Origin of the sequence: Nonomuraea sp. NPDC048916 (assembly GCF_040649575.1) — a bacterium.
Classification (GTDB): Bacteria; Actinomycetota; Actinomycetes; order Streptosporangiales; family Streptosporangiaceae; genus Nonomuraea.
Window position 1 is genome coordinate 268,370 of sequence record NZ_JBEZFS010000005.1, and the last position, 19,416, is coordinate 287,785.

12 protein-coding genes are annotated in these 19,416 nt (G+C 69.0%); 3 read left to right on the forward strand and 9 right to left on the reverse strand.

From position 1 onward, the window contains the following. Positions 1-13 precede the first annotated feature (13 nt). Positions 14-967 (reverse strand): NAD-dependent epimerase/dehydratase family protein, encoded by a 954-nt coding sequence (locus AB0C16_RS07080; protein WP_357679796.1) that lies wholly within the window; start codon positions 965-967, stop codon positions 14-16. Continuing rightward, the gene (locus AB0C16_RS07085) at positions 964-2,103 is read right to left on the reverse strand and encodes a glycosyltransferase (RefSeq protein WP_357679798.1); all 1,140 of its coding nucleotides are present in this window, start codon (positions 2,101-2,103) and stop codon (positions 964-966) included. The genes AB0C16_RS07080 and AB0C16_RS07085 overlap by 4 nt, the downstream gene beginning before the upstream one ends. A gap of 510 nt (positions 2,104-2,613) precedes the next feature. On the opposite strand from AB0C16_RS07085, the gene AB0C16_RS07090 reads away from it, so the two are divergent. Continuing rightward, positions 2,614-3,894: a hypothetical protein gene (locus AB0C16_RS07090; RefSeq protein WP_357679800.1), complete on the forward strand. Its 1,281-nt coding sequence runs from the start codon at positions 2,614-2,616 to the stop codon at positions 3,892-3,894. 81 nt (positions 3,895-3,975) lie between these two features. Here AB0C16_RS07090 and AB0C16_RS07095 read toward each other — a convergent pair whose 3' ends face one another. From AB0C16_RS07095 to AB0C16_RS07120, 6 genes are all read right to left on the reverse strand, one after another. Beyond that, the gene (locus tag AB0C16_RS07095) at positions 3,976-6,180 is read right to left on the reverse strand and encodes a hypothetical protein (RefSeq protein ID WP_357679802.1); all 2,205 of its coding nucleotides are present in this window, start codon (positions 6,178-6,180) and stop codon (positions 3,976-3,978) included. Between the two features lie 222 nt (positions 6,181-6,402). After that, a complete protein-coding gene (locus AB0C16_RS07100) occupies positions 6,403-7,194 on the reverse strand; it encodes a formyl transferase (protein ID WP_357679804.1) in 792 nt (263 codons plus the stop codon). Further along, complete coding sequence (locus tag AB0C16_RS07105) at positions 7,191-8,090, reverse strand: polysaccharide deacetylase family protein (protein WP_357679806.1); 900 nt, start codon at positions 8,088-8,090, stop codon at positions 7,191-7,193. Before AB0C16_RS07105 ends, AB0C16_RS07100 begins: the two co-directional genes overlap by 4 nt. 106 nt (positions 8,091-8,196) lie before the next feature. Then, complete coding sequence (locus tag AB0C16_RS07110) at positions 8,197-9,516, reverse strand: polysaccharide biosynthesis C-terminal domain-containing protein (RefSeq protein ID WP_357679808.1); 1,320 nt, start codon at positions 9,514-9,516, stop codon at positions 8,197-8,199. Next, positions 9,506-10,627: a glycosyltransferase gene (locus AB0C16_RS07115; RefSeq protein ID WP_357679810.1), complete on the reverse strand. Its 1,122-nt coding sequence runs from the start codon at positions 10,625-10,627 to the stop codon at positions 9,506-9,508. The genes AB0C16_RS07110 and AB0C16_RS07115 overlap by 11 nt, the downstream gene beginning before the upstream one ends. Beyond that, complete coding sequence (locus tag AB0C16_RS07120; protein WP_357679812.1) at positions 10,624-11,706, reverse strand: glycosyltransferase; 1,083 nt, start codon at positions 11,704-11,706, stop codon at positions 10,624-10,626. Before AB0C16_RS07120 ends, AB0C16_RS07115 begins: the two co-directional genes overlap by 4 nt. 333 nt (positions 11,707-12,039) lie before the next feature. On the opposite strand from AB0C16_RS07120, the gene AB0C16_RS07125 reads away from it, so the two are divergent. Next, positions 12,040-12,915, forward strand: a complete 876-nt coding sequence (locus tag AB0C16_RS07125) for a sulfotransferase (protein ID WP_357679814.1) — start codon at positions 12,040-12,042, stop codon at positions 12,913-12,915. Here the strand turns inward: AB0C16_RS07125 and AB0C16_RS07130 are convergent. Then, a complete protein-coding gene (locus AB0C16_RS07130) occupies positions 12,903-15,263 on the reverse strand; it encodes a hypothetical protein (protein ID WP_357679816.1) in 2,361 nt (786 codons plus the stop codon). The two genes, AB0C16_RS07125 and AB0C16_RS07130, sit on opposite strands and share 13 nt — an antisense overlap. A gap of 292 nt (positions 15,264-15,555) precedes the next feature. Here AB0C16_RS07130 and AB0C16_RS07135 point away from each other — a divergent pair, with 292 nt between their 5' ends. Then, positions 15,556-19,272 carry a DUF4082 domain-containing protein gene (locus AB0C16_RS07135; protein ID WP_357679818.1) on the forward strand — a complete coding sequence of 1,239 codons (3,717 nt, stop codon included), beginning with the start codon at positions 15,556-15,558 and terminating at the stop codon, positions 19,270-19,272. Positions 19,273-19,416 lie beyond the last annotated feature (144 nt).

The following is a 19,416-nucleotide window of genomic DNA, read 5'->3' on the forward strand; positions in this document are numbered from 1 at the left end:
GAACAGGGGCAGGTCAGGCCTGCATGCCGGTGCTCATGATCACCGCCTTCTCGAACCAGGCCACCGTCATGCGAAGCCCGTCCTCGAGCGATGCCGGGCGTACGCCGGGGAACAACCGGCGCAGGAGAGCGGGCGAAGCCTGGGACTCGCGGATGTCGCCCAGGCGCGGCGGCAGGAAGCCGGCCTCGACCGGCCTGCCCAGGACCGAGCCGAGCACCTCCTTCAGCTCCAGCAGCGAGACGCGCGTGCCGAACGCGAGGTTGACCGGTTTCGCGCTCGTCACCCGGCGCACCACCGCGTCGCCGAGGACCTCCGTCACCGATCCCACGTAGGTGAAGTCCCGCGCCTGGTGCCCGTCGCCGTAGATCGGCACCAGGGCGCCCTCGATGGCCTTCGACACGAACGCCGGGATGACCGCCGCGTAGGCGTGATCGGCGGCCTGCATCGGGCCGTAGACGTTGAAGAAGCGGAACGGCAGCACGTCCAGGCCGAAGCTCGACGCGTAGGCCAGCGCGTAGGCCTCGGTCGCCAGCTTGCTCACGCCGTACGGGCTGAGCGGCCTGGTCGGCAGGTCCTCGTGCTTGTACGTCTCGGCGCAGTCGCCGTACACGGAGGACGACGACGCGAGGACCACGTGCGGTCTGGTGGCCCGGCAGGCCTCCAGGACGCGGAGCGTGCCCGTCGCGTTGACGTCGTGCGAGGCCAGTGGGTCCATCAGGGACCGGGGCACCGACGGGCGCGCCGCGAGATGGACGACGGTGGTGGCGTCGGCGACGAGATCGGTCACCAGCTCCGAGTCCAGGATGCTGCCGCGGACGAACCGCACGCCGACACCGTCGAGGTTGGCCAGGTCTCCGCTGCTCAGGTCGTCCAGCACCGTGACGCTCTGGATCTCGGGCCGCGCCGCGAACGCCCGGCACAGGTTCGCGCCGATGAAGCCGGCCCCACCGGTCACCAGGATTCTCACCTGTTCATCCCTCCTGTAGTGACATGCCGGGCACCGCGAGGCCGGCCGAGAGATCGGTACAGGGCCTCGGTGTCCGCGACCAGGCGGTCCACGTCGAACGAGGTGGTCGCCCAGCGGCGCGCGGTGTCGCCCATCTGGCGCGCGAGCAGGGGGGTCGAGAGGAGGTGCGCGGTCTGGTCCGCCAGGTCGGCCGTGTCGGCCGCGGCGAGCAACCCGGTACGCCCGTCCTGGACGACCTCGGCGACGCTGCCCACCCGGGTGGCGACGACGGGTGTCGCGGCCATCTGCGCCTCGATCAGCGTGAGCGGAGTGCCCTCGTTGTCGGAGGTCAGCAGGACGACGTCGGCCGCGGCGTAGACGGTCTCCACGTCCTTCCGCCAGCCCACCAGGTGGAAGGACTGCCGGAGGGGCCCGATGTCCCGTTCCACCTGCTCCTGGAGGTCGCCGCCGCCGCAGATGACGAAGTGGCAGCCGGGCACCTTCCGGAGGACCTCGCGCGCCACGGCGACGAACCGGTCGGGCCGCTTCACCTGGGTGAGCCGGCCCACGTACGCCACCACGGGCGCGTCCAGCGGCAGGCCGAGACTCCGGCGGGCGGCCGCACGGTCGGGCACCGGTCCCAGCCGGACACCGGGAGGGATCACAACATACTGCCCAGGACGGCCGATGCCTGCTCGGAGAAGGTCGTCACGGACCTGGGCGCCCACCGTCACCAGGAGATCCGACATGGACGCGAGCAACCGTTCCGAGCGCACGTAGAGGGCGCGTTTCGGCCCCGAGAAATAGCCGTCGAGCAGATGCCCATGGAATCCGTGGACCCGGGCCGCGCCGACTCCCGCCAGTTTCACCGCCACGCGCCCCAGGGCGCCTGCCTTGGCGGTCTGCGTGTGAACGACATGAGGCCGGAAGGCGCGCATCGCGGAGATCAGCCCGAACAGGGCTCGGACGTCGTCGGAGGGTTTGATGGAGCGGCCGAGACCCGGAATCCGATGCACCCGCATGCTCGAACACTTCAGCGCGAGGTGATCGCCCTCGCCGCCGTCGACATAGCCCGTGTAGAGACGGTGCGTGAACTCTTCGGGGTTCAGCCGTTCAGAGATCCCCAGCGCCAGGGTAGCGGGGCCGCCAACGTTCATCCGGGCGATGATTTCCATGACGCGAATCCGGCTGTCCGGCTTCATGCGACTCCTCGATGACTGGCGTGGCTCACGTCCGCGAAGCTAGCCAGGGAATCGGGCAGTTCCACTCATGCCGTCGCGGTGAGTGGTGAAATGTTTTCTCTCTCCCTACCTGAGCGTGATCGTTGGGGAGTCGCCGCTTACCCTGAACCCCGTTTCGGCGGGCCTCACGGGAAGGAGTGGCAGCACGAGAACGGCTTCGGCGAGTTGACCCCGCTCCGGCACTCGCACGACATCGCCCTGCTCACAGGCATGCCGGACCACTCGGGACAACAAGCACAACAGGAAAGCCGCCTTATCGGAAAGAGTCCGCAAAGCGGGGTTATCAGCAGCCCATGGGCAACCTCGGAAAGTGCTGTCGTGCGGCCCCCGGCGCTAGCGTCGTCGTTCGCCGACGTGCTTGCCGGCGGTTCGGATCGCTGCTGGGCATTGGAGCGTGATGCTCAGGTGAACTGAAGGTCGCTTTCCATGGAATATCTCATCGTCGCCGCTGCGGCTGTGGCGCTCATTTGGCTGGTCAATACGACCCTGGACCCGGCGGCGGCCCGGCGGGTGCTGCCCATCCTGCTCGCCGCGTTCGCGACACGCCTCGTCATCCATGTGCTGGTGCTACGGGCGGGCGTCATCGACTACGGGGGCGACAACCTGGGCTACGAGGCCCGGGCGATGGAGATCGTCAGCTACTGGAAACTCAACGGTTTCCAGTTCGTCACGGCCGACGAGTTGAGCTTCCTCAGCTCCGTCGCCGTGCCGTGCAACATCTTCGCCCTCGTCATCTATCTGTGCGGCGGGCCGGCGCCGTTGGCCTGCACGGCCGTGGTGGCGCTCGTGGCATGCGCGATGTGCGTCGTGGTCTACAAGTTCGCCAGGCTGATCGGCGCCGATGCCCGTGCGGCGTTCTGGGTGCTGGTCGTGTCGGCGTTCATGCCGGCCTTCGTGCTGCACACGTCGGACACCTACAAGGACGGATTCAACGCGTTCCTCGTGGTGGCCTGCGTCGGCATCGGCGCGTCCATCGCGCGACGTTTCAGGATGAGCAGGCTGCTCCAGGCCGGGCCGTTGTTGTGGTGCCTCTGGCACGTCCGCCCGTACATGGTCTTCATCGCCGCGATACCGCTCATCTTCGGCGTGGTCGCCTCGAAGTCGAAATTCTCCCTGCGCAAGCTGCTCGCCGTCAGCGGATTGCTGACGGCCGCCGTGTTGTTCGTCGGCGGCATCTATGACGACACGCCCCTCGAGCAACTACAGCGGCAACTGGACAGGGGCCAGTCGGAAACCGTCCTTCGCTCCAACGCCAATGGCGGCTCGGGGGTGATCTTCGAAGACGGCGGCGACCCCTGGAGCAATCTCGGAGTGAAGCTGATCTACACGGTGCTGTCACCGTTCCCGTGGACCGAGGGCAGCATCACGTTGCAACTGGCCAAGATCGATGTGCTCATCTGGTACGTCCTGCTCTACGCCGCGGCGCGCGGCGCGGGCCGGCTGTGGCGCCAGGACCGCAGGGCGCTCCTCATCCTGCTGCTGTTCATCGTGCCCGGCACCATCGCCTACGCGACGACCATGGCGAACATCGGGCTGATCTTCCGGCAGCGCATCCCCATCGTCGTGGTCACGAGCCTGCTCGCCGCGGTGGCCTGGAGCCGGCTTCCGGGAGACAGGTCCTCGGCGTCCTCCCGGGAAGAGCTCGACCCGCCCCGCGCCCCGGAGCCCGCCTCCGGACGTGAGCCACGCGATCCGGCGAGCACCTGATCGGGCTGATCGGGCTGATCGGAGGTCCTCGCCGGTGGGACGGATCTCACCGGCGAGGCCACGACAGCCGCTCCTAGAGGGTCACCCTGTCCGGTAGACGGCGAAGTCTCCGGCGCGGAACATCGGCCGCGCGTGGTCTCCGATCGTGGAGCTCACACCCGCGCCCTGCTCATCGACGAAGAGCCACCTGACTCCGTACCGTTCCCGCAGCCGCTGGATCGTGTCCGTGGACGGCGACAGGAAGGCCGCCTCGTTCGCCGCGAACCGTTCCCGGTCCCAGAAGGGCAGGAGCTCCTCCAACTGGCCCGGCTGCCAGCGATCCGCGTTCTTCGCCGTGAACGCCCACCCTTCGAGCAGCATGTGCCGCTCGGTCAGGGCGGACACCCAGAACTGGCGACTGTCGCACGGGTTCTCGAAACCCCAGCGGCAGTGGACGTTCGTGGCGACCACGTCGTCCGGGGCCGAGTGGGCGCGCAGCCATCGTGCCGCGGACAGCGCGCCTTGCGGGACTGCCGGCGCCGCCGCCACGGCCGGCTGCCCGCCGCCGCCGGACACGAAGGAGACCACGCGTGCGTGGTGGGCGGCGGGCAGCCCGATGGCGGCCATCGCCGTGATCACGAGAGCCCAGGCGCGCAGCCCCGGCCTCGTGGCGACCAGGACGGCGGCCCCGAGCGCGGTGACGACCACCAACGTGATGTACGGCAGGTAGAGGGCGGTGTCGGTCTGGCCAGGAGCCAGGGGTGCTCTGACGCCGCAGAGGATGGGAATCGCGTAGGCGCCGGCCACTCCCGCCCCGAGCGCACACAGCGTTGTTCCGAGCGGCGCCCGCGCTCGCCGCAGGATGACGAGGGCCCCGAAGACCGCGATGATCGCCGGGTAGGGGTAGGACCCCCACAGGAAGTAGACCTGGCTCCGGCCGGGATGATCGAACAGGAGCATCGAGCCGAGTCCCGCGGCGCCTATGCCGAGCAGGAGGACCACGTCGGATCGGATGAGCAGCTTCGGCCGGCTCAGCAGTCCGAGCACCGGGCTCCACGTGACGGCCCAGGCCAGCAGATACACCAGGGCGACGCCGAGCAGTGACATCAACGCGGGATCGACGCCGGCCGGCATGCCCGTCAGGTCCTGCCAGACGGTGCGCATGGCCGAGAGGGGCGCGATGACCAGCCCCTGTCGCTGCCCGCCGAAGAGGACGAACTGCGCGAAGACCAGGCAGGTCCCGGCCATCAGCAGTGTGACGAGCGCGGGCCACGGCACCCGGCGCCGCCTCACCCCCTCGATCGCCGCGACCGCCACCAGCCCCACGATGAGCATCGGCAGGTACGTGGCCTTGGCACCCATGACCGCCACGAGAAAGACGCCCAGGAGGAGCCACGGCCCGGGGTCGCACCAGCGATGCCGGAGAAGATCGATCATGAGGAGGACGACGGGGACGAACAGCAGCGACCCGAAGGCGAACGTGGGGCTCCCCCATGCGGCGTCATGAATCCCGCCCCAGGTGAACGTCCCGACCGAGCCGAGGAACAAGCGGGGAGCGCCCACGAAGAGCGTGGCCGCGACGGCGAGGACGGCCCCCTTCCACGAGTCCGTCACCCGCCGCGCGAGCATCGCGACCAGGACGACGAACGCGGCCAGCACAGGGAGCAGGCCCAGCCGGAGCAGGAGCACCAGTGGCTCCACTCCGGTGACCCAGCTGGCGGCCGCCCAATGCGCGTAGACGAACCAGTGGTAGAAGAGCGGCTCGCCGGCGACGATGGGGCTCGTCGGCGGCATGTGGTGCTTCAGCTCGCCGATCAGACCGAGGTGAAAAGGCGTGTCGTCGGAATACTTCGCCAGTTCCGGCCAGGTGAGCGCCCCGGTGCTGAAGTGGCTGTAGGCGCCCTTGACGACGAGATAGCAGACGATCAGCGCGAGCGCCCAGGACCACCAGGCGGGTGCGGCCGGCCGGACGCCGCCCTTCCAGTGCCTGCGCAGCCGGGGCACGGCGAGGAACGCGAGGTAGGTGCTGATCGGCCACACCAGGACGAGCAGCGGGAAACCCACCGCCCGGGCCACGATGTAGGCCCCCACTTCCACGGCGAGGCCGAGCGCCACACCGAGCGCCAGCTCCTCTGCCAGAGTGCGGCTGTCACTGTAGAGGGCGCGGACCAGCAGCAGGCCCGGAAGCGCGAGACACAGCACGACGTACCCGCCGAAGAAGGCGGTGTCCGAGAGAGAAACGCCGTAGCGATTCAGTACGGCCACGACGAAGCCGATCGTGAGCGCGGCGGGCGCCCAGGTGAGCACGTGCCGGGCCCTTTCATGGCGAGCGGAATATCGCCTCTGATCGGGGGGCCCGCTCGCTCGGATGTCTCTCGGTGATCTGAGCGCGTGATCTTGCCGGGATGTGGCCATGAATGGAGTCTGGCCGCGCCCATGACCACGACGAGATCACGCACTCTGCGCTGGGCAGAGTTCTTGCCATTCCCTTATGGGGTCATGAGCGATCAGGGCCCGCGTCAAACCGGGTCATCGTGCCGCCGGTTGCCTATCCGGTCGCCGAAGCCTTCTCATCTCACGCAGGAACACCAGGTACTGGCCAGGTGTCGGAGAATACCATTGCCTGCTTTCGAGATCGGAACGCCGATATGGCCGCGTCCGGCCGTCCAGCACATCTCGCACGGCCTCCGTCATGGCATCGAGGGCGCCTAGATACTGTTTCACGGGAAGCGTGCGATAAGTGTCGGTGAACGGATCGACGGCGACGGCCGGTTGCGCGATGATCTCACCGGTGTCCACGCCCGGATCGACCAGATGGATCGTCGTCCCCACCATTTCGGAGCGGCCCTCGTAAACCGCCCAGAAACCCCCGTGCACTCCTCGGTATCGCGGGGTGATCCCGACATGGATATTGATGAAGGCGGGGGCGCACTCGAGGATCCGCTTGGCGATGATGCCCGTACCCGAGACCACGACTGCTCCGGGACGGCTGTCCTTCAGCAGGTCGGCGACCTCCGCGCCGTTCACCGAATCCACGTCCAGCACGTTGAGGCGCCCATCGGGAGGGCGGACGTCGCGTCCCTCCAGCAGGGCCGCGATGCGGGCGCGTGACCGCGGTCTGATCACCAGGCGGTCGTAACCGAGAAAGGCTATCTGACCGGCCACCTCGGCCATTCCGAGTTTGCGCAGGCGGTGCCGCAGCATTTTCGCCTGATGCGCCTCCTCGAAGACCACCAGGGAAATGTCGAAGTGTTCGGCCAGGTGGTTGATCAGCAAATACGACGGCTGGCTGCGCGTGGCCATGATCATGATCTCGCTCATCGGCGTCCTCCCTCTTCCGGGACGAAGACGTCCGTGCTCTCCAGGATGAGCTCGGCGGCCTGTGCCATCGTCATGACCGCCAGCTCCCCCCTGTCGCGACGCGCGGAAATGTCGCACAGGATGTGTTCCAGCGCGCGGAAGGTCTGATCCCCTGCCAGGTTGAAGGGGTGGAACCAGAGATGGTAAAGCTCCCCGCGACGGGCCGCGCGTTCGAGGCCGAGGCGCGCCTGCCTGACTCTGGACGAGATCGGGATCAGTTTCCGCAGCCCGTTGCTTCCGACGAGAAACTGTGAGGCCGGAAGGTTCACCAGCCGGTCGCCCTCCCTCAGGGTGCTCACGTCATAGGTCGCGGCAGTCGTGCCAAGGGCCCGATCCAGGAAGTGGGCGGCGCCCAGGCGGTTGCCGTACCAATTCCGCTCGACGCCCCTGTAGGCGATGATTCCAAAATCGGGCAGGGTGTCGACATAACCTATTTGATTGCGCGGATGGACGATGGAACGCATGGAGAGGCCGAGTTGTTCGCTCACCCGGGCGGCGGCTTCGAGCTCTCGAATCCACACGTCCCGCGTGGTGGACGCGTCGTGCGCGTAGACGTGGGTGAAGGTATGCGTCCCGATCTCGTGGCGAACGCGCGCGCCGCCGATCCAGTCGAGCAGATAAGGCGCGTAATACCACCTTTCCGGCACGCGTACGTTCCTGTCCTCGCGCCCCGGTCGAACGAGAAGCTGCCCCACCACGGCCCAGGTCGCCGGGATCTGATAATCATCGAGGACGTCGATCAGCCGCCTCGTGATCCGCGGCTCTTCATCGAAGGCTTTCGAAAGTCGCGGCAGATCGGCGGTGTCCGTGCCCCAGGCGAGCTCTGTATCGATGGAGAGGACGCATATTCCCGGCATACGGCAAGATTATCAAGCGGCCTTTGACGGGCGAATGACCGAGGTTCTGGTTGCATCTAGATTTTGGTTAAGACAATGCCGTGGAAACGCGCTGTTCCCTCACGTGTCATCGATATCGGCGCAGTGATCTCCTCTTCGCCGCCAATGCCTGCACGATGGAACGGACGTCGGCCAGGCGCGGGATCAGCGCCCCCATCGGCATTCCCGTCGACCGGGCGAACCGTGACATCTCAAGAAGCGCCATGGCGATGTACGTCGCGGTGGATGCCAGAGCGGCGCCCACCGCACCCCATCGGGGGATCAGCACCAGGTTGAGCAGGATGTTCGCGCAGAGGGAGCCGACAGCGATGACGGTCATGGTCATCGGGCGTTCGAGTCGTACGAGATGCTGCTCAAGCGGCCGGATCAGCATCAGCGCGATCGTTCCCGGAGCCAGCGCGAGCAACGGGGCCACGCTTCCGGCGAAGGACTGGCCGTAGACCAGGGGGATCAGCCAGGGCGAGGCGGCCGCGAGCAACGCCACGGAGCCGGAAGAGACGAGCAGGATGAGCCTGAGCGCGCGGACCGTGATGTGTTTGGCCTCGTCCACGTCGCAGGACGCCTGCCGGGGCAGGATGATCTGCGTGATCGTTTCGCAGGGGATGCGGGTGAGGGCCATCACCGTCACGGCGACGGTGTAGATGCCGACCGCGGCCGGAGAGTCCATGGCGCCGAGCAGCAGGACGTCGATGGTGACGAGCAGGTACAGAGCCACCCATCCCACGTGATACTTGCCCGAGAGGCCGAGCTGACGCCGTGCGAGAGCGCCGTCCACCCGAAGAGAGATCGGCCGGAGTCCGCCCACCGCGAGTGCGAACGGCAAGGCGATCGCGATCGCCCAGCAGATGATCACACTGGCGATGGTCAGGTTGCCGGTGGCCGCGAGGACCAGGACGGGCAGGCACTGCGCCAGCGCACCGGCGAGGGATTTGCGGTTCACGACGTCCATCCGTGACTGCAGCGTCAGGATGCCGTTGAGGTTGATGGACGCGGCGCCGAGCGGAACCACCGACAGAGCCAGCGCCCACAGGACGAACCCCCCGGGAGAGCCGCTCATCGCGACGAACACGAGGGCGCCCAGCGCCGACAGCGAGCCCAGGACCAGACCGAGCACCAGGCCGTTCGTGGCCAGCGACTGATGCCGCGAGCGGTCGGACCAGAGGGTGATCTGCGACTTCTCCAGCGACAGGTGACCCACGACGATGGCGGCGAACGCCGCGGTGGCGATCACCGCGTAGACGCCCCTGCCTTCCGGCTGGAGGGTGCGCGCGATGAGCACCCCCGTCGTCGTCTCCAGGGTCAGCCGCACCCCACGGGTGGCCAACGTGCGAAAGGCGACGGCCACCGAGGAGGAGGAGGTCGTGCCTGACGAGGCCCTATCCGGCATGTCGCTCCGCCAGGAGGCGGCGATACAGATCGAGGTGCTCGTCGAACATGACCCGCGTGTCGAAGTTCTCCCGTGCCCAGAGCCGCGCCGCGGCCGCCAGCGCCCCGGCCAGCTCGGGGTCGTCCAGCAGCCGGCCGATCCCGTCGGCCAGCGCCGCCGAGTCCGACTCGCGGACGAGGATCCCGCGATCCTGGAGAAGCTCGGGGTTGCCGCCGACCGAGGTGGCGACGATCGGCCGCCCCGCCGCCATGGCCTCCATGACCGAGTTGCTCAAGCCCTCCGTGAGCGAGGCGAGAAGCACCACGTCGGCACGAGCGAGCAGGCCCGCGCTGTCCATCCGGTCCCCGAGGAACCGGACGTCGACTCCGAGGTCGGCCGCCTGCTTCTCCAGGCGGCCACGTTCGGGCCCGTCGCCGGCGAGCACGAGCGTGCATGGCCGCCCGCGGCGGGCGAGCAACGCCAAGGCGTCGAGAAGGAAGCGATGCCCCTTCTCCTCGCTGAGCCGCGCCACGCACACCAGCACCGGGAAATCGGTGCCGACGTGCTCCGGCTCGGCGGGATCGAACGCCGCGGCGGGCAGGCCGTTGTAGATCACCGTCAGCTTGGCCGCGGGCACGCCGATCGACACTGCGTCCCGGGCGAGCGCCTCCGCGTTGACGACCACGTGGTCGGTGATCCGAGCCGTCACCCTTTCCAGGGCGAGACTCCACGACTGCCGGGGGTCGAGCCTGCTCTCGTTGCGCCGTCCCGCCACCACGACCGGAACGCCGGCCAGCCGGGCCGCGGGCGCACCGAGGAGATAGCTGTGACGCAGGAACGCGTGCAGCACGTCGGGCCTGAGACGTCGCAGCAGGCCGACCATGCGCGCGAAAGCCCGGATGTTGCCCGCCCCGGCTCCCCGGACGAACCCGAGCTGATGTACGTGGACGCCGGCGTCGCGAAGCGCCTGCTCGTGCGGTCCGCCTCTCGACAGGAGCAGCACGTGCACCTCGACACCCGCATGACGCAGCTCCCGCGCGAGCAGGGACAGCTGTTTCTGGGTGCCGCCCACCTCCAGGTGCCCGATGAGCAACGCGACGCGTCGGAGACGGGCTCGGCCTGCTGTCGTCATGGCACCCGCACCTCGTCGTAGAGCCGCTCGAACCACTCCGCCGTCCGGCTGATGTCCACCAGGTCGGCGCTGTCGCGCGCGCCTTCGCGGAGCCGCGCGTGGTTCTCGGGACGCATCGCCCGCAAGATCGCCTCGGTGAGCTCGCCGGGATCTCCGGGTTTGGTCAGGTAGCCGTTCCTGCCGTGCTCGATCAACTCCGGGACCCCTCCGACGGCGGTGGACACCACCGGCACCCCCGCGGCCAGCGCCTCCATAACCACGACGGGCAGGCCTTCGTACGCGGAGCTGAGCACCAGGAGGTCGGCGGCGGCGATCAGGCGGGAGGCCTGTGGCACGCACCCGAGGAACCGCACGGCGTCCGACTCCATCTCGGCGACGCGGCGGGCTATCTGGTCACCCAGGGGACCTGAGCCGGCCAGCAGGAACATGGCGTGCGGGGCCCGGTCCACCACCCTGGCCGCCACCTTGAGCAGCAGGTCGTGCTGTTTCTGCGGGCGGAAGTTGGCCACGTGCACGATCAGGAAGGCTGACTCCGGAACATCCCGTTCCCGCCGCGTCCGCTCGGCTTCCCCGGCCCGGCGGCGCTGCTCCGCGACGTTGACACCGTGGATCCTGGTGGCCAGGTTGCGGGCGCCCCGGCTGACCACAGCGCGGGCGACCTCCGAAGAGACGGCCACCGTATGGGCGTCCAGCCATCCCGTCGCGCGATCGAGCAGCATCGTCGGCAGGCGGTACCGGACGTTGTGCACGGTCGAGATCAAGATGGGACGAGGTCTGGAGAACCGGGACGTCAACCGGAGCAGCGACGCGGGCAGCGGCGAGTGAAGGTGGATGACGTCAGGTCGCAGCCGCCTGACCACCGCGGCCAGCCGCATGAGGCGAAGCGGGGGCGGGCACGAGGCCAGATGGACGACCTCGATGCCTGCGGAGCCAAGCCTCCGGATGCACTCGTCCGACGCCCACAGGCACGCCACCGTATAGCGCATCTCCGCCCGGGGCGCCGCGAGCAGCCGCTCGACCAGCAGCGTCTCCGCGCCGCCGACGTCCAGTATTTTGATCACTTCGCAGACATGCGTCATGGTCTTCACCAGCGTCATCATCGCCACTGGACGGTCCGCGGCAGGGGCGGCACTCCGACAACAGCGGAGATTGCACACTTGTGCCTCTCGCATTACCGCGCGATCAGGTCCGGGATCGACAGGGGCGGCGCGCCTTCCCCGGCCGTTCGCCCCGGGGCGACCCCGGGGCGACCCCGGGGCGACACGGTGCGACCCCAACCTCCAACAAGTACGCCGAGGTTGGCCATACCGTCGGTGTGAACTGACCACTGACCTGACCCATGCTGGGACACTCGAATCCGGCCATACCGAGCCGGCACGCTTTCCGGGGTGTCGCCACGCGAGGAGGCTGAAGTGCCCGACTTTCTCATCGGCACCGGACGCTGCGGTTCCACCTTGGTCTACGGAGTGCTCGCCGGCCATCCGGGGGTGAGTTTCGTGTCCGCGCTGGACGACCAGTGGCCCCTGCTTCCGGCACCGGTGCGGCGGCACAGCGGGACGATCTACCGCCGGCTGCCGCGGGGTCTGGCGTCGAGGAGCGGCCTGCGGTTCGGGCCCTCCGAGGGCTACTCCGCGCTGAGCCGTGAGGTCTCGCCCATGATCACCGATCCGTTCCGGGACCTCACGGCCGAGGATGTCACCCCGTGGCTGGCGGCGCGTCTGCGGAGGTTCTTCGAGCGCCGGACGGTCGCGGGGCGGGGCTATCTCGCGCACAAGTTCACCGGCTGGCCGCGCGCCGCGTTCCTGCACGAGGTGTTCCCGGAGGCCCGCTTCGTGCACATCGTGCGCGACGGGCGCGCCGTCGCCAACTCACTCGCCCAGATGCCCTGGTGGCGGGGGCATCTCGGCTCGCCGGGCTGGCGCTTCGGCGCGCTGCCCGACGGCTACGCGGAGGAGTGGGACAGCGGCGGGCAGTGCCTCGTGCATCTGGCCGGGATCGGCTGGAAGGTGATGATGGACGCCTTCGAGGTGGCCCGTGCGGCCGTGCCGCCGCACCTCTGGCTGGAGATTCGCTACGAGGACGTGCTCACCGACCCACGCAAGCACATGGACGTCATCCTGGAGTTCCTCGGGCTTCCCTGGACGCCCGACTTCGAGCGGCGCCTCGAACTCCAGAGTTTCTCCGGAGGCCGCGCCGAGGCCTTCCGGAGGGATCTCACGCCTCGTCAGATCGCGCTGCTGGATCGTTCCCTCTCCGGTCACCTGCACAGGTACGGCTATCCCGGCTGACGGCTCGCGACCCGGCTCCCGGACAGTTCGTAGACGCTGTGGTCGCCGGCGCTGAACCGGAGCCGGGCGAGGGTCCAGAGCTGGGCGTCCGGCTTCATCCGGCTCTCGTCCACGAAGAGCCATCGCACCCCGTAGCGCTCGTGCAGGTGCCGGACGGCGTCCGGGGAGGGCTCCTGGAAGACCGCGTCGTTGGCCCGCAACCGCTCGAGGTCCCAGAACGGGCGGTGCGGCGCCACCTCGCCCGGGCGCCATCTGTCCATGTTCGTCGCCGTGTAGGCCCACCCCTCGACCAGGGCCCGCCGTTCGCTCAGCGCGCTCGTCCAGAACGTACGGCTGTCACAGGGGTTCTCGAACCCCCGGCGGCAGTGCACGTTCGTCGCGACGAGGTCGTCCGGGTGCGAATGGGCCCGCAGCCACCGCCCGGCGGCGAGAGCGCCCCGGGGAGCGTCCGCGGCCGGCCTGCGGTGCGGGGCGGCGGCCACCGGGCTCGTAGAGGCGCCGGGCAGCAGATGGGCGAGCCAGGCGGCCGGGGTCCCGGCGGCCGTGACCATGCAGAGCACCAGGGCGCAGGTACGGCGCCCGCTCTGGCGCAGGGCGCGCAGCACCACGACCGCCACCAGGACCACCCCCAGCAGGGTGAGGTACGGCAGGTAGAGGACGATGCCGTCCTGTCCGGGGCCCAGGGGAACGGTGATGCCGAACAGCACCCGGACGGCGAGGGCGACGGCCACGCCGGCGACGGCGGCGCACGCCGTAGTCCTGAGCGTGACTCCTGCCCTCCGGATCACGGTGGCGAGCCCGTACACCGCGACCATGGCGAGGTAGGGGTAGGACGCCTGCAGGAAGTAGCCCTGTGACAGGTGCGCATGGCCGAGCAGGAGCGCCGCACCGAGCCCGGCCGCGCTCATGCCGAGCACCAGCACCACGGGGGGCCGCACGAGGAGGCGGGGCCGGCTCAGCAGCCCGAGCACCCCGCACCAGGCGATCATCGCGCAGAGCAGGCACAGCAGGGCGGCCCCGAGGACCGACTGCCACGGGACCTCCGCCGTCCCGCCGATGCCGTTCAGGTTTCTCCAGGTCACCCTGACGATCGACAGCGGATCGACCACGATGCCCTGCCGCGCGCCGCCGAAGAGCACGAACTGCGCGAAGAGGAGGCACACGGTCGTCAGTCCGAGCACGGCCAGGGCCTGCCGGGGCAGCCGGAACCACGTGACCGTCTCGACCGCCACGACCGCCAGGAGTCCCGCCGCGAGGAGGGGCAGATAGGTGGCCTTCGCCCCCATGACCGCCACGATCATGATCGTCAGGAGCACCCACCAGCCCCAGGTCGGCCGCCGGTTCCCGAGGAGGTCGAGGAGCAGGAGCATGACGGGGGCGAACAGCAGGGCCGCGAAGGTCTGGGTCGGGCTCGCCCACGAGTACACGGGCGTCCAGGTGAGCAGCCCGGAGACCGAGCCCGCGTACAGGCTGGGCGCCGCCACGAAGACCGTGCTCGCGACGGCGGCCAGCGCTCCCCGCCGCGAGCCGGTCAGGCGCCGGCCGACCATCGCCAGGAGGACGACGAACGCGGCCAGCATGGGCAGCACGGCGAGCCGGAAGAGGAGGATGACCGGCTCGATGCCGGTGATCCACCCGGACGCCGCGAGATGCGCGTAGACGAACCAGTGGTATACGAGGGGCTCGCCGGCCACGAAGGGCACCGTGGGCGGCACGTGGTGCTTCAGCTCACCGACCAAGGCCAGATGGAAGGGCATGTCGACCGACGACGACAGCATCGCCGGCCAGGTGAGGGGCTGGATCCGGTAGAAGCCGGCGGCGACCAGCGCGATCAGGCAGATCACGGTCAGCGCGATGCCCCACGACCACCACACGGGCACCCGGCCGGCGCGGCCCGTGCCCTTCCAGAACACGCGCAACCGGGGGACGGCGATGAACAGCGCGTACGTGCCGAGCGGCCAGGCGACGACGAGCAGAGGCATGCCGAGCGCGCGGACCGGTAGGTAGGTCAGCACCTCCAGCGCGTAGCCGAGCGTCATGCCGAGCGCGAGCTGTTCGGGTAGCGCGTGCGCGCGCCGGTACAGGACCCGGATCCACAGCAGGCCGGGGAGCGCGAGGCCCAGCGCCACGTAGAGGCCGAACACGGTCAGGTCTCGGACCGAGACGCCATGGAACCTCAGCACGACCCCGGCGCAGGCGAGCACGGCCAGCGCCGGCAGCCAGCGGGAGGCGCGCGCCGCGAGCCGGGGCGGAGCGCCCGCCTGCCGGGGCGGCGCCTCCCCTGCGCCGGGCTCCGGCGCGGGCGCCAACGGGATCGGGGAACGCGGAAAGGGTGGGGCATCGGCCATGCGCGCAAGCTTGGCGACGCTTCCCCGGCCCGCGTGGCACGAATGCCCTAGCGGTGCGATGTCCTTACGACTGCTTTGCCGCGCTTTCAGCCTGCCCAGCGGGCTTTCCCGCAAAGGCGGGCACACTTGCGCAATTTCAATATTTCCCTCGACACGCCCATCCCATATCTAGCGATGCCATTGGCCGCGCTGCACGATCACCACCCGAATTCGTCCGTACTCTGCGTCCAAGGTGTAAACACATCGCCTTTGCTCCGTTATTACCCAGCAAACGTGCTCATGGGGGTTCCGCATGCCCGACGGCAAGGAGAAGATCGGCCCGAGACGGCGCTCGGTTCGCATGGCGCTGACCCTCGTCGGGGGAGTCGCCCTCCTGGCTGCCGTGCTCTGGACCGCTTGGGCCCTGACGCCCCTGCCCGGCGGCTCGCAGGCGATCGACCCCCTGATGTCTCCCGTCTCCGTGGAGTCGAGCACGACGGTGCGCAGCGCCGGCTCCGCCATTCAGCTCAATCAGGTGCCGGACCATGTCGTCAAGGCGGTCCTCGCCGCCGAGGGCGGTGCGCGCGCCTCGGAGCCTGGCGTGACCGTGGAAGGGCTGGCCCGGGGGCTGTGGTTCGCGCTCACCGGGCAGGCCAGCCGCGACTCCGCGATCACCCAGCGGATGGTGCGAAACCACCACCCGCAGGAGAGCTCCTTCTTCCACCGGCTCGGCGACCTCATGGTCGGCGTCAAGGTGGAGCTGTCGCGATCGCGTGAGTGGGTGCTGGAGAGATATCTCAACGTGCTCGACCTGGGCCGGGGGCCCGAGGGGATCCAGGCGGGGGCGCGGGCGTTCTTCGGCAAGGACGTCCAGGAGCTCACCGTGTCCGAGGGCGCCTACCTGGCCGCGGCGATCCGGCACCCGGACGAAGACGGTGGTCCCGCGCCCGAACGGGTCGCGGACCTGCCCGACCGCTGGCGTGAGGTGATCGACAGCCTGCACCGGGCGGGCACCCTCACGACGGCCCAGGCCGCGGTGCAGCGTTTCCCGGAGATCAGCGGCGAGCGGGCGCCCTCCGGCGACGGCGCGTCACGCCTGCCCTCTCGCCTCATGACCTCACCCGCGCGCTCCGGTCGCGAGACCCCGTCGGACGGCACCGGTCCCAGGGTCATCGCCGCCACCGGCGGCAGGACCGCGCGCGAGGCGGTCGCCTCGGCGCTGCCGGCGACGGCCCCGGGCCACGCGGGCGCCCGCCGGGCGCGGCAGGCGTGCCCGGCCGATTCGATCATCTGCCTGGAGAACGAGCTACCGGGGAGCCCGCCCAGCGAGTGGGACGTGGGCGGGTCCGGCAGCAGCACCATCCAGGGCTATCCCACCCAGATCAGCGTCAACCACGGGGAGACCATCGAGTTCAAGGTGAACACCCCGGCGACGGACTACCGCCTGGACATCTACCGCATCGGCTACTACGGCGGCATGGGGGCCAGGCACATCGCCACGGTCCAGCCGTCGGCCGCCCTGCCGCAGACGCAGCCGGCCTGTGTGAGCGACACCTCGACCGGGCTGGTCGACTGCGGCAACTGGGCGGTGTCCGCTTCCTGGGCGGTGCCCGCCACCGCCGTCACGGGCGTCTACATCGGCAAGCTGGTGCGCGAGGACGGCACCACCGGCGCCAGCCAGCTCATCTTCGTCGTCCGCGACGACGCCCGCTCGTCGAACCTGCTGTTCAAGACCTCCGACACGACGTGGCAGGCGTACAACCAGTACGGCGGAAACAGCCTGTACTTCGGCAGTCCCGCGAACCGCGCCTACAAGGTCAGCTACAACCGCCCGATCACCACCCGCGGCATCACCAACGGGTCGGCGAACTACTTCTTCAACGCCGAATACCCCATGATCCGCTGGCTGGAGGCCAACGCCTACGACGTGGGCTACATCTCCAGCATCGACGCCTCGGTCCGGCCCGCCGACCTGCTCGACCACGAGGTGCTGCTGTCCGTCGGCCACGACGAATACTGGTCCAACGAGATGCTGGACAACTTCACCACGGCCCGCGACGACGGCGTGGACATCGCCTTCTTCTCAGGCAACGAGGTCTTCTGGAAGATCCGCTGGGAGAACAGCATCGACGGGACGAGCACCCCCTTCCGCACGATGACCTGTTACAAGGAGACGCTCGCCAACGCCAAGATAGATCCCAGCCCGCAGTGGACGGGCACCTGGATGGACCCGCGTTTCTCGCCGCCGTCCGACGGCGGCAGACCCGAGAACCAACTGACCGGCACCCTGTTCATCATCAACGGCCTGGTCAACGACGCGATACAGGTGCCGGCCGAGTTCGCGGCCATGCGGCTGTGGCGCAACACCTCGATCGCGAACCTGCAGCCCGGCCAGGTCGCCACCCTCCCCGCCGGGACGCTCGGCTTCGAGTGGGACAACACGCCGGACAACGGCTTCGCTCCCCCGGGCCAGGCGCGCTTCTCGCGGACGACCTTGACCTACACCAACAAGTACCGGCTCGACTACGGCAGCACCTACGGCGCCGGCACCGCGACGCACAACCTCACCCTCTACCAGCAGGCCAGTGGCGGGATGGTGTTCGGCGCGGGAACCATTCAGTGGACGTGGGGGCTGGACGCCAACCATGACCGGGCCGGCAGCCCCGCCGACGTCCGCATGCAGCAGGCGACCGTCAATCTCTTCGCGGACATGGGTGCGCAGCCGGCGACGCTCCAGCCGGGCCTGGTCCCGGCGACTCAGTCCACCGACACGGCGCCACCCACCTCGGCGGTCACCACACCGGGGAACAACACCTCCGTACTGACCGACGCGCCCATCACCATCTCCGGCACGGCGTCCGACACCGGGGGCGGCGTCGTCGCGGGCGTCGAGGTCTCGGTCGACGGCGGCGCCACCTGGAACCAGGCCACCGGCCTCACCACCTGGCAGTACATCTGGCAGCCAGGAACCGTCGGCGAGACGACGATCCTGTCCCGGGCGGTGGACGACATCGGCAACCTCCAGACCGCCCTGACTCCGATCACCGTCACGGTCGTCGCGACCTGCCCGTGCACCCTGTGGCCCTCGACCACCGTGCCCTCGGTCGTCTCGCAGCCCGACAGCAGGTCCGTGGAGGTGGGCGTGAAGTTCCAGGCGTCCCAGGAAGGCGCCATCTCGGGCATCAGGTTCTACAAGGGCTCTCTCAACACGGGGACGCACATCGGCAACCTGTGGAGCAGCACGGGACAGCTCCTGGCACAGGCGACCTTCACCAACGAGACGGCGACCGGCTGGCAACAGGTGAAGTTCGCCACGCCCGTGCAGGTGACACCCGGCACGACGTACGTCGCCTCCTACTTCGCGCCCAACGGCGGATTCGCGTTCAACACCGACTACTTCACGTCGGCCTACGTGAAAGGCCCGCTCACCGCTCCCGCGAGCGGCGGCGCCTCGGCAGGCAACGGCGTCTACCGGTACGGCTCCAGCAGCGGATTCCCCACGAGCACGTACCGGTCCTCCAACTACTGGGTCGACGTGGTGTTCGCTCCGACGAGCATCTGGCCGAGCACCGCGGTGCCCGCGGTGGAGTCCGGCACGGACGCCAGGCCCGTCGTGCTCGGCGTGCGGTTCCGGTCGTATGTGCCGGGAACCATCACGGGCATCCGTTTCTACAAGGGCGCGCAGAACACGGGCACTCACGTCGGAAGCCTCTGGACGAACTCCGGGCAGTTGCTCAGGAGCGCGACCTTCACCAACGAGACGGCGTCCGGGTGGCAGCAGGTGCTGTTCAGCACACCGATCCACATCGACGCCAACACCACCTATATCGCCTCCTACCAGACGACAACCGGGCATTTCTCATATAACCAGAATTACTTCACGTCGGATTACGTCAACGCCCCGCTCGTGGCTCTGGCGAGCGGCGTGCAGGGCAACGGCGTGTATAGGTACAGCGTCGACAACAAATGGCCGACCCAGACCTATCGGAGCAGCAACTACTGGGTCGACGTGGTGTTCAACGCCGACTGAAGGGGTGACCGGCGCCGCCGGTCACCCCTTCGCGTGAATGCGCTCTCCCGGCCGGTGGTAATACCGCGCCAAGGAGAGCGCAATGGGCCGAGCCCGTCGAGGCGGCCATCCCCGGCCATGTGATGCGATGACCGGCAGGAGCCA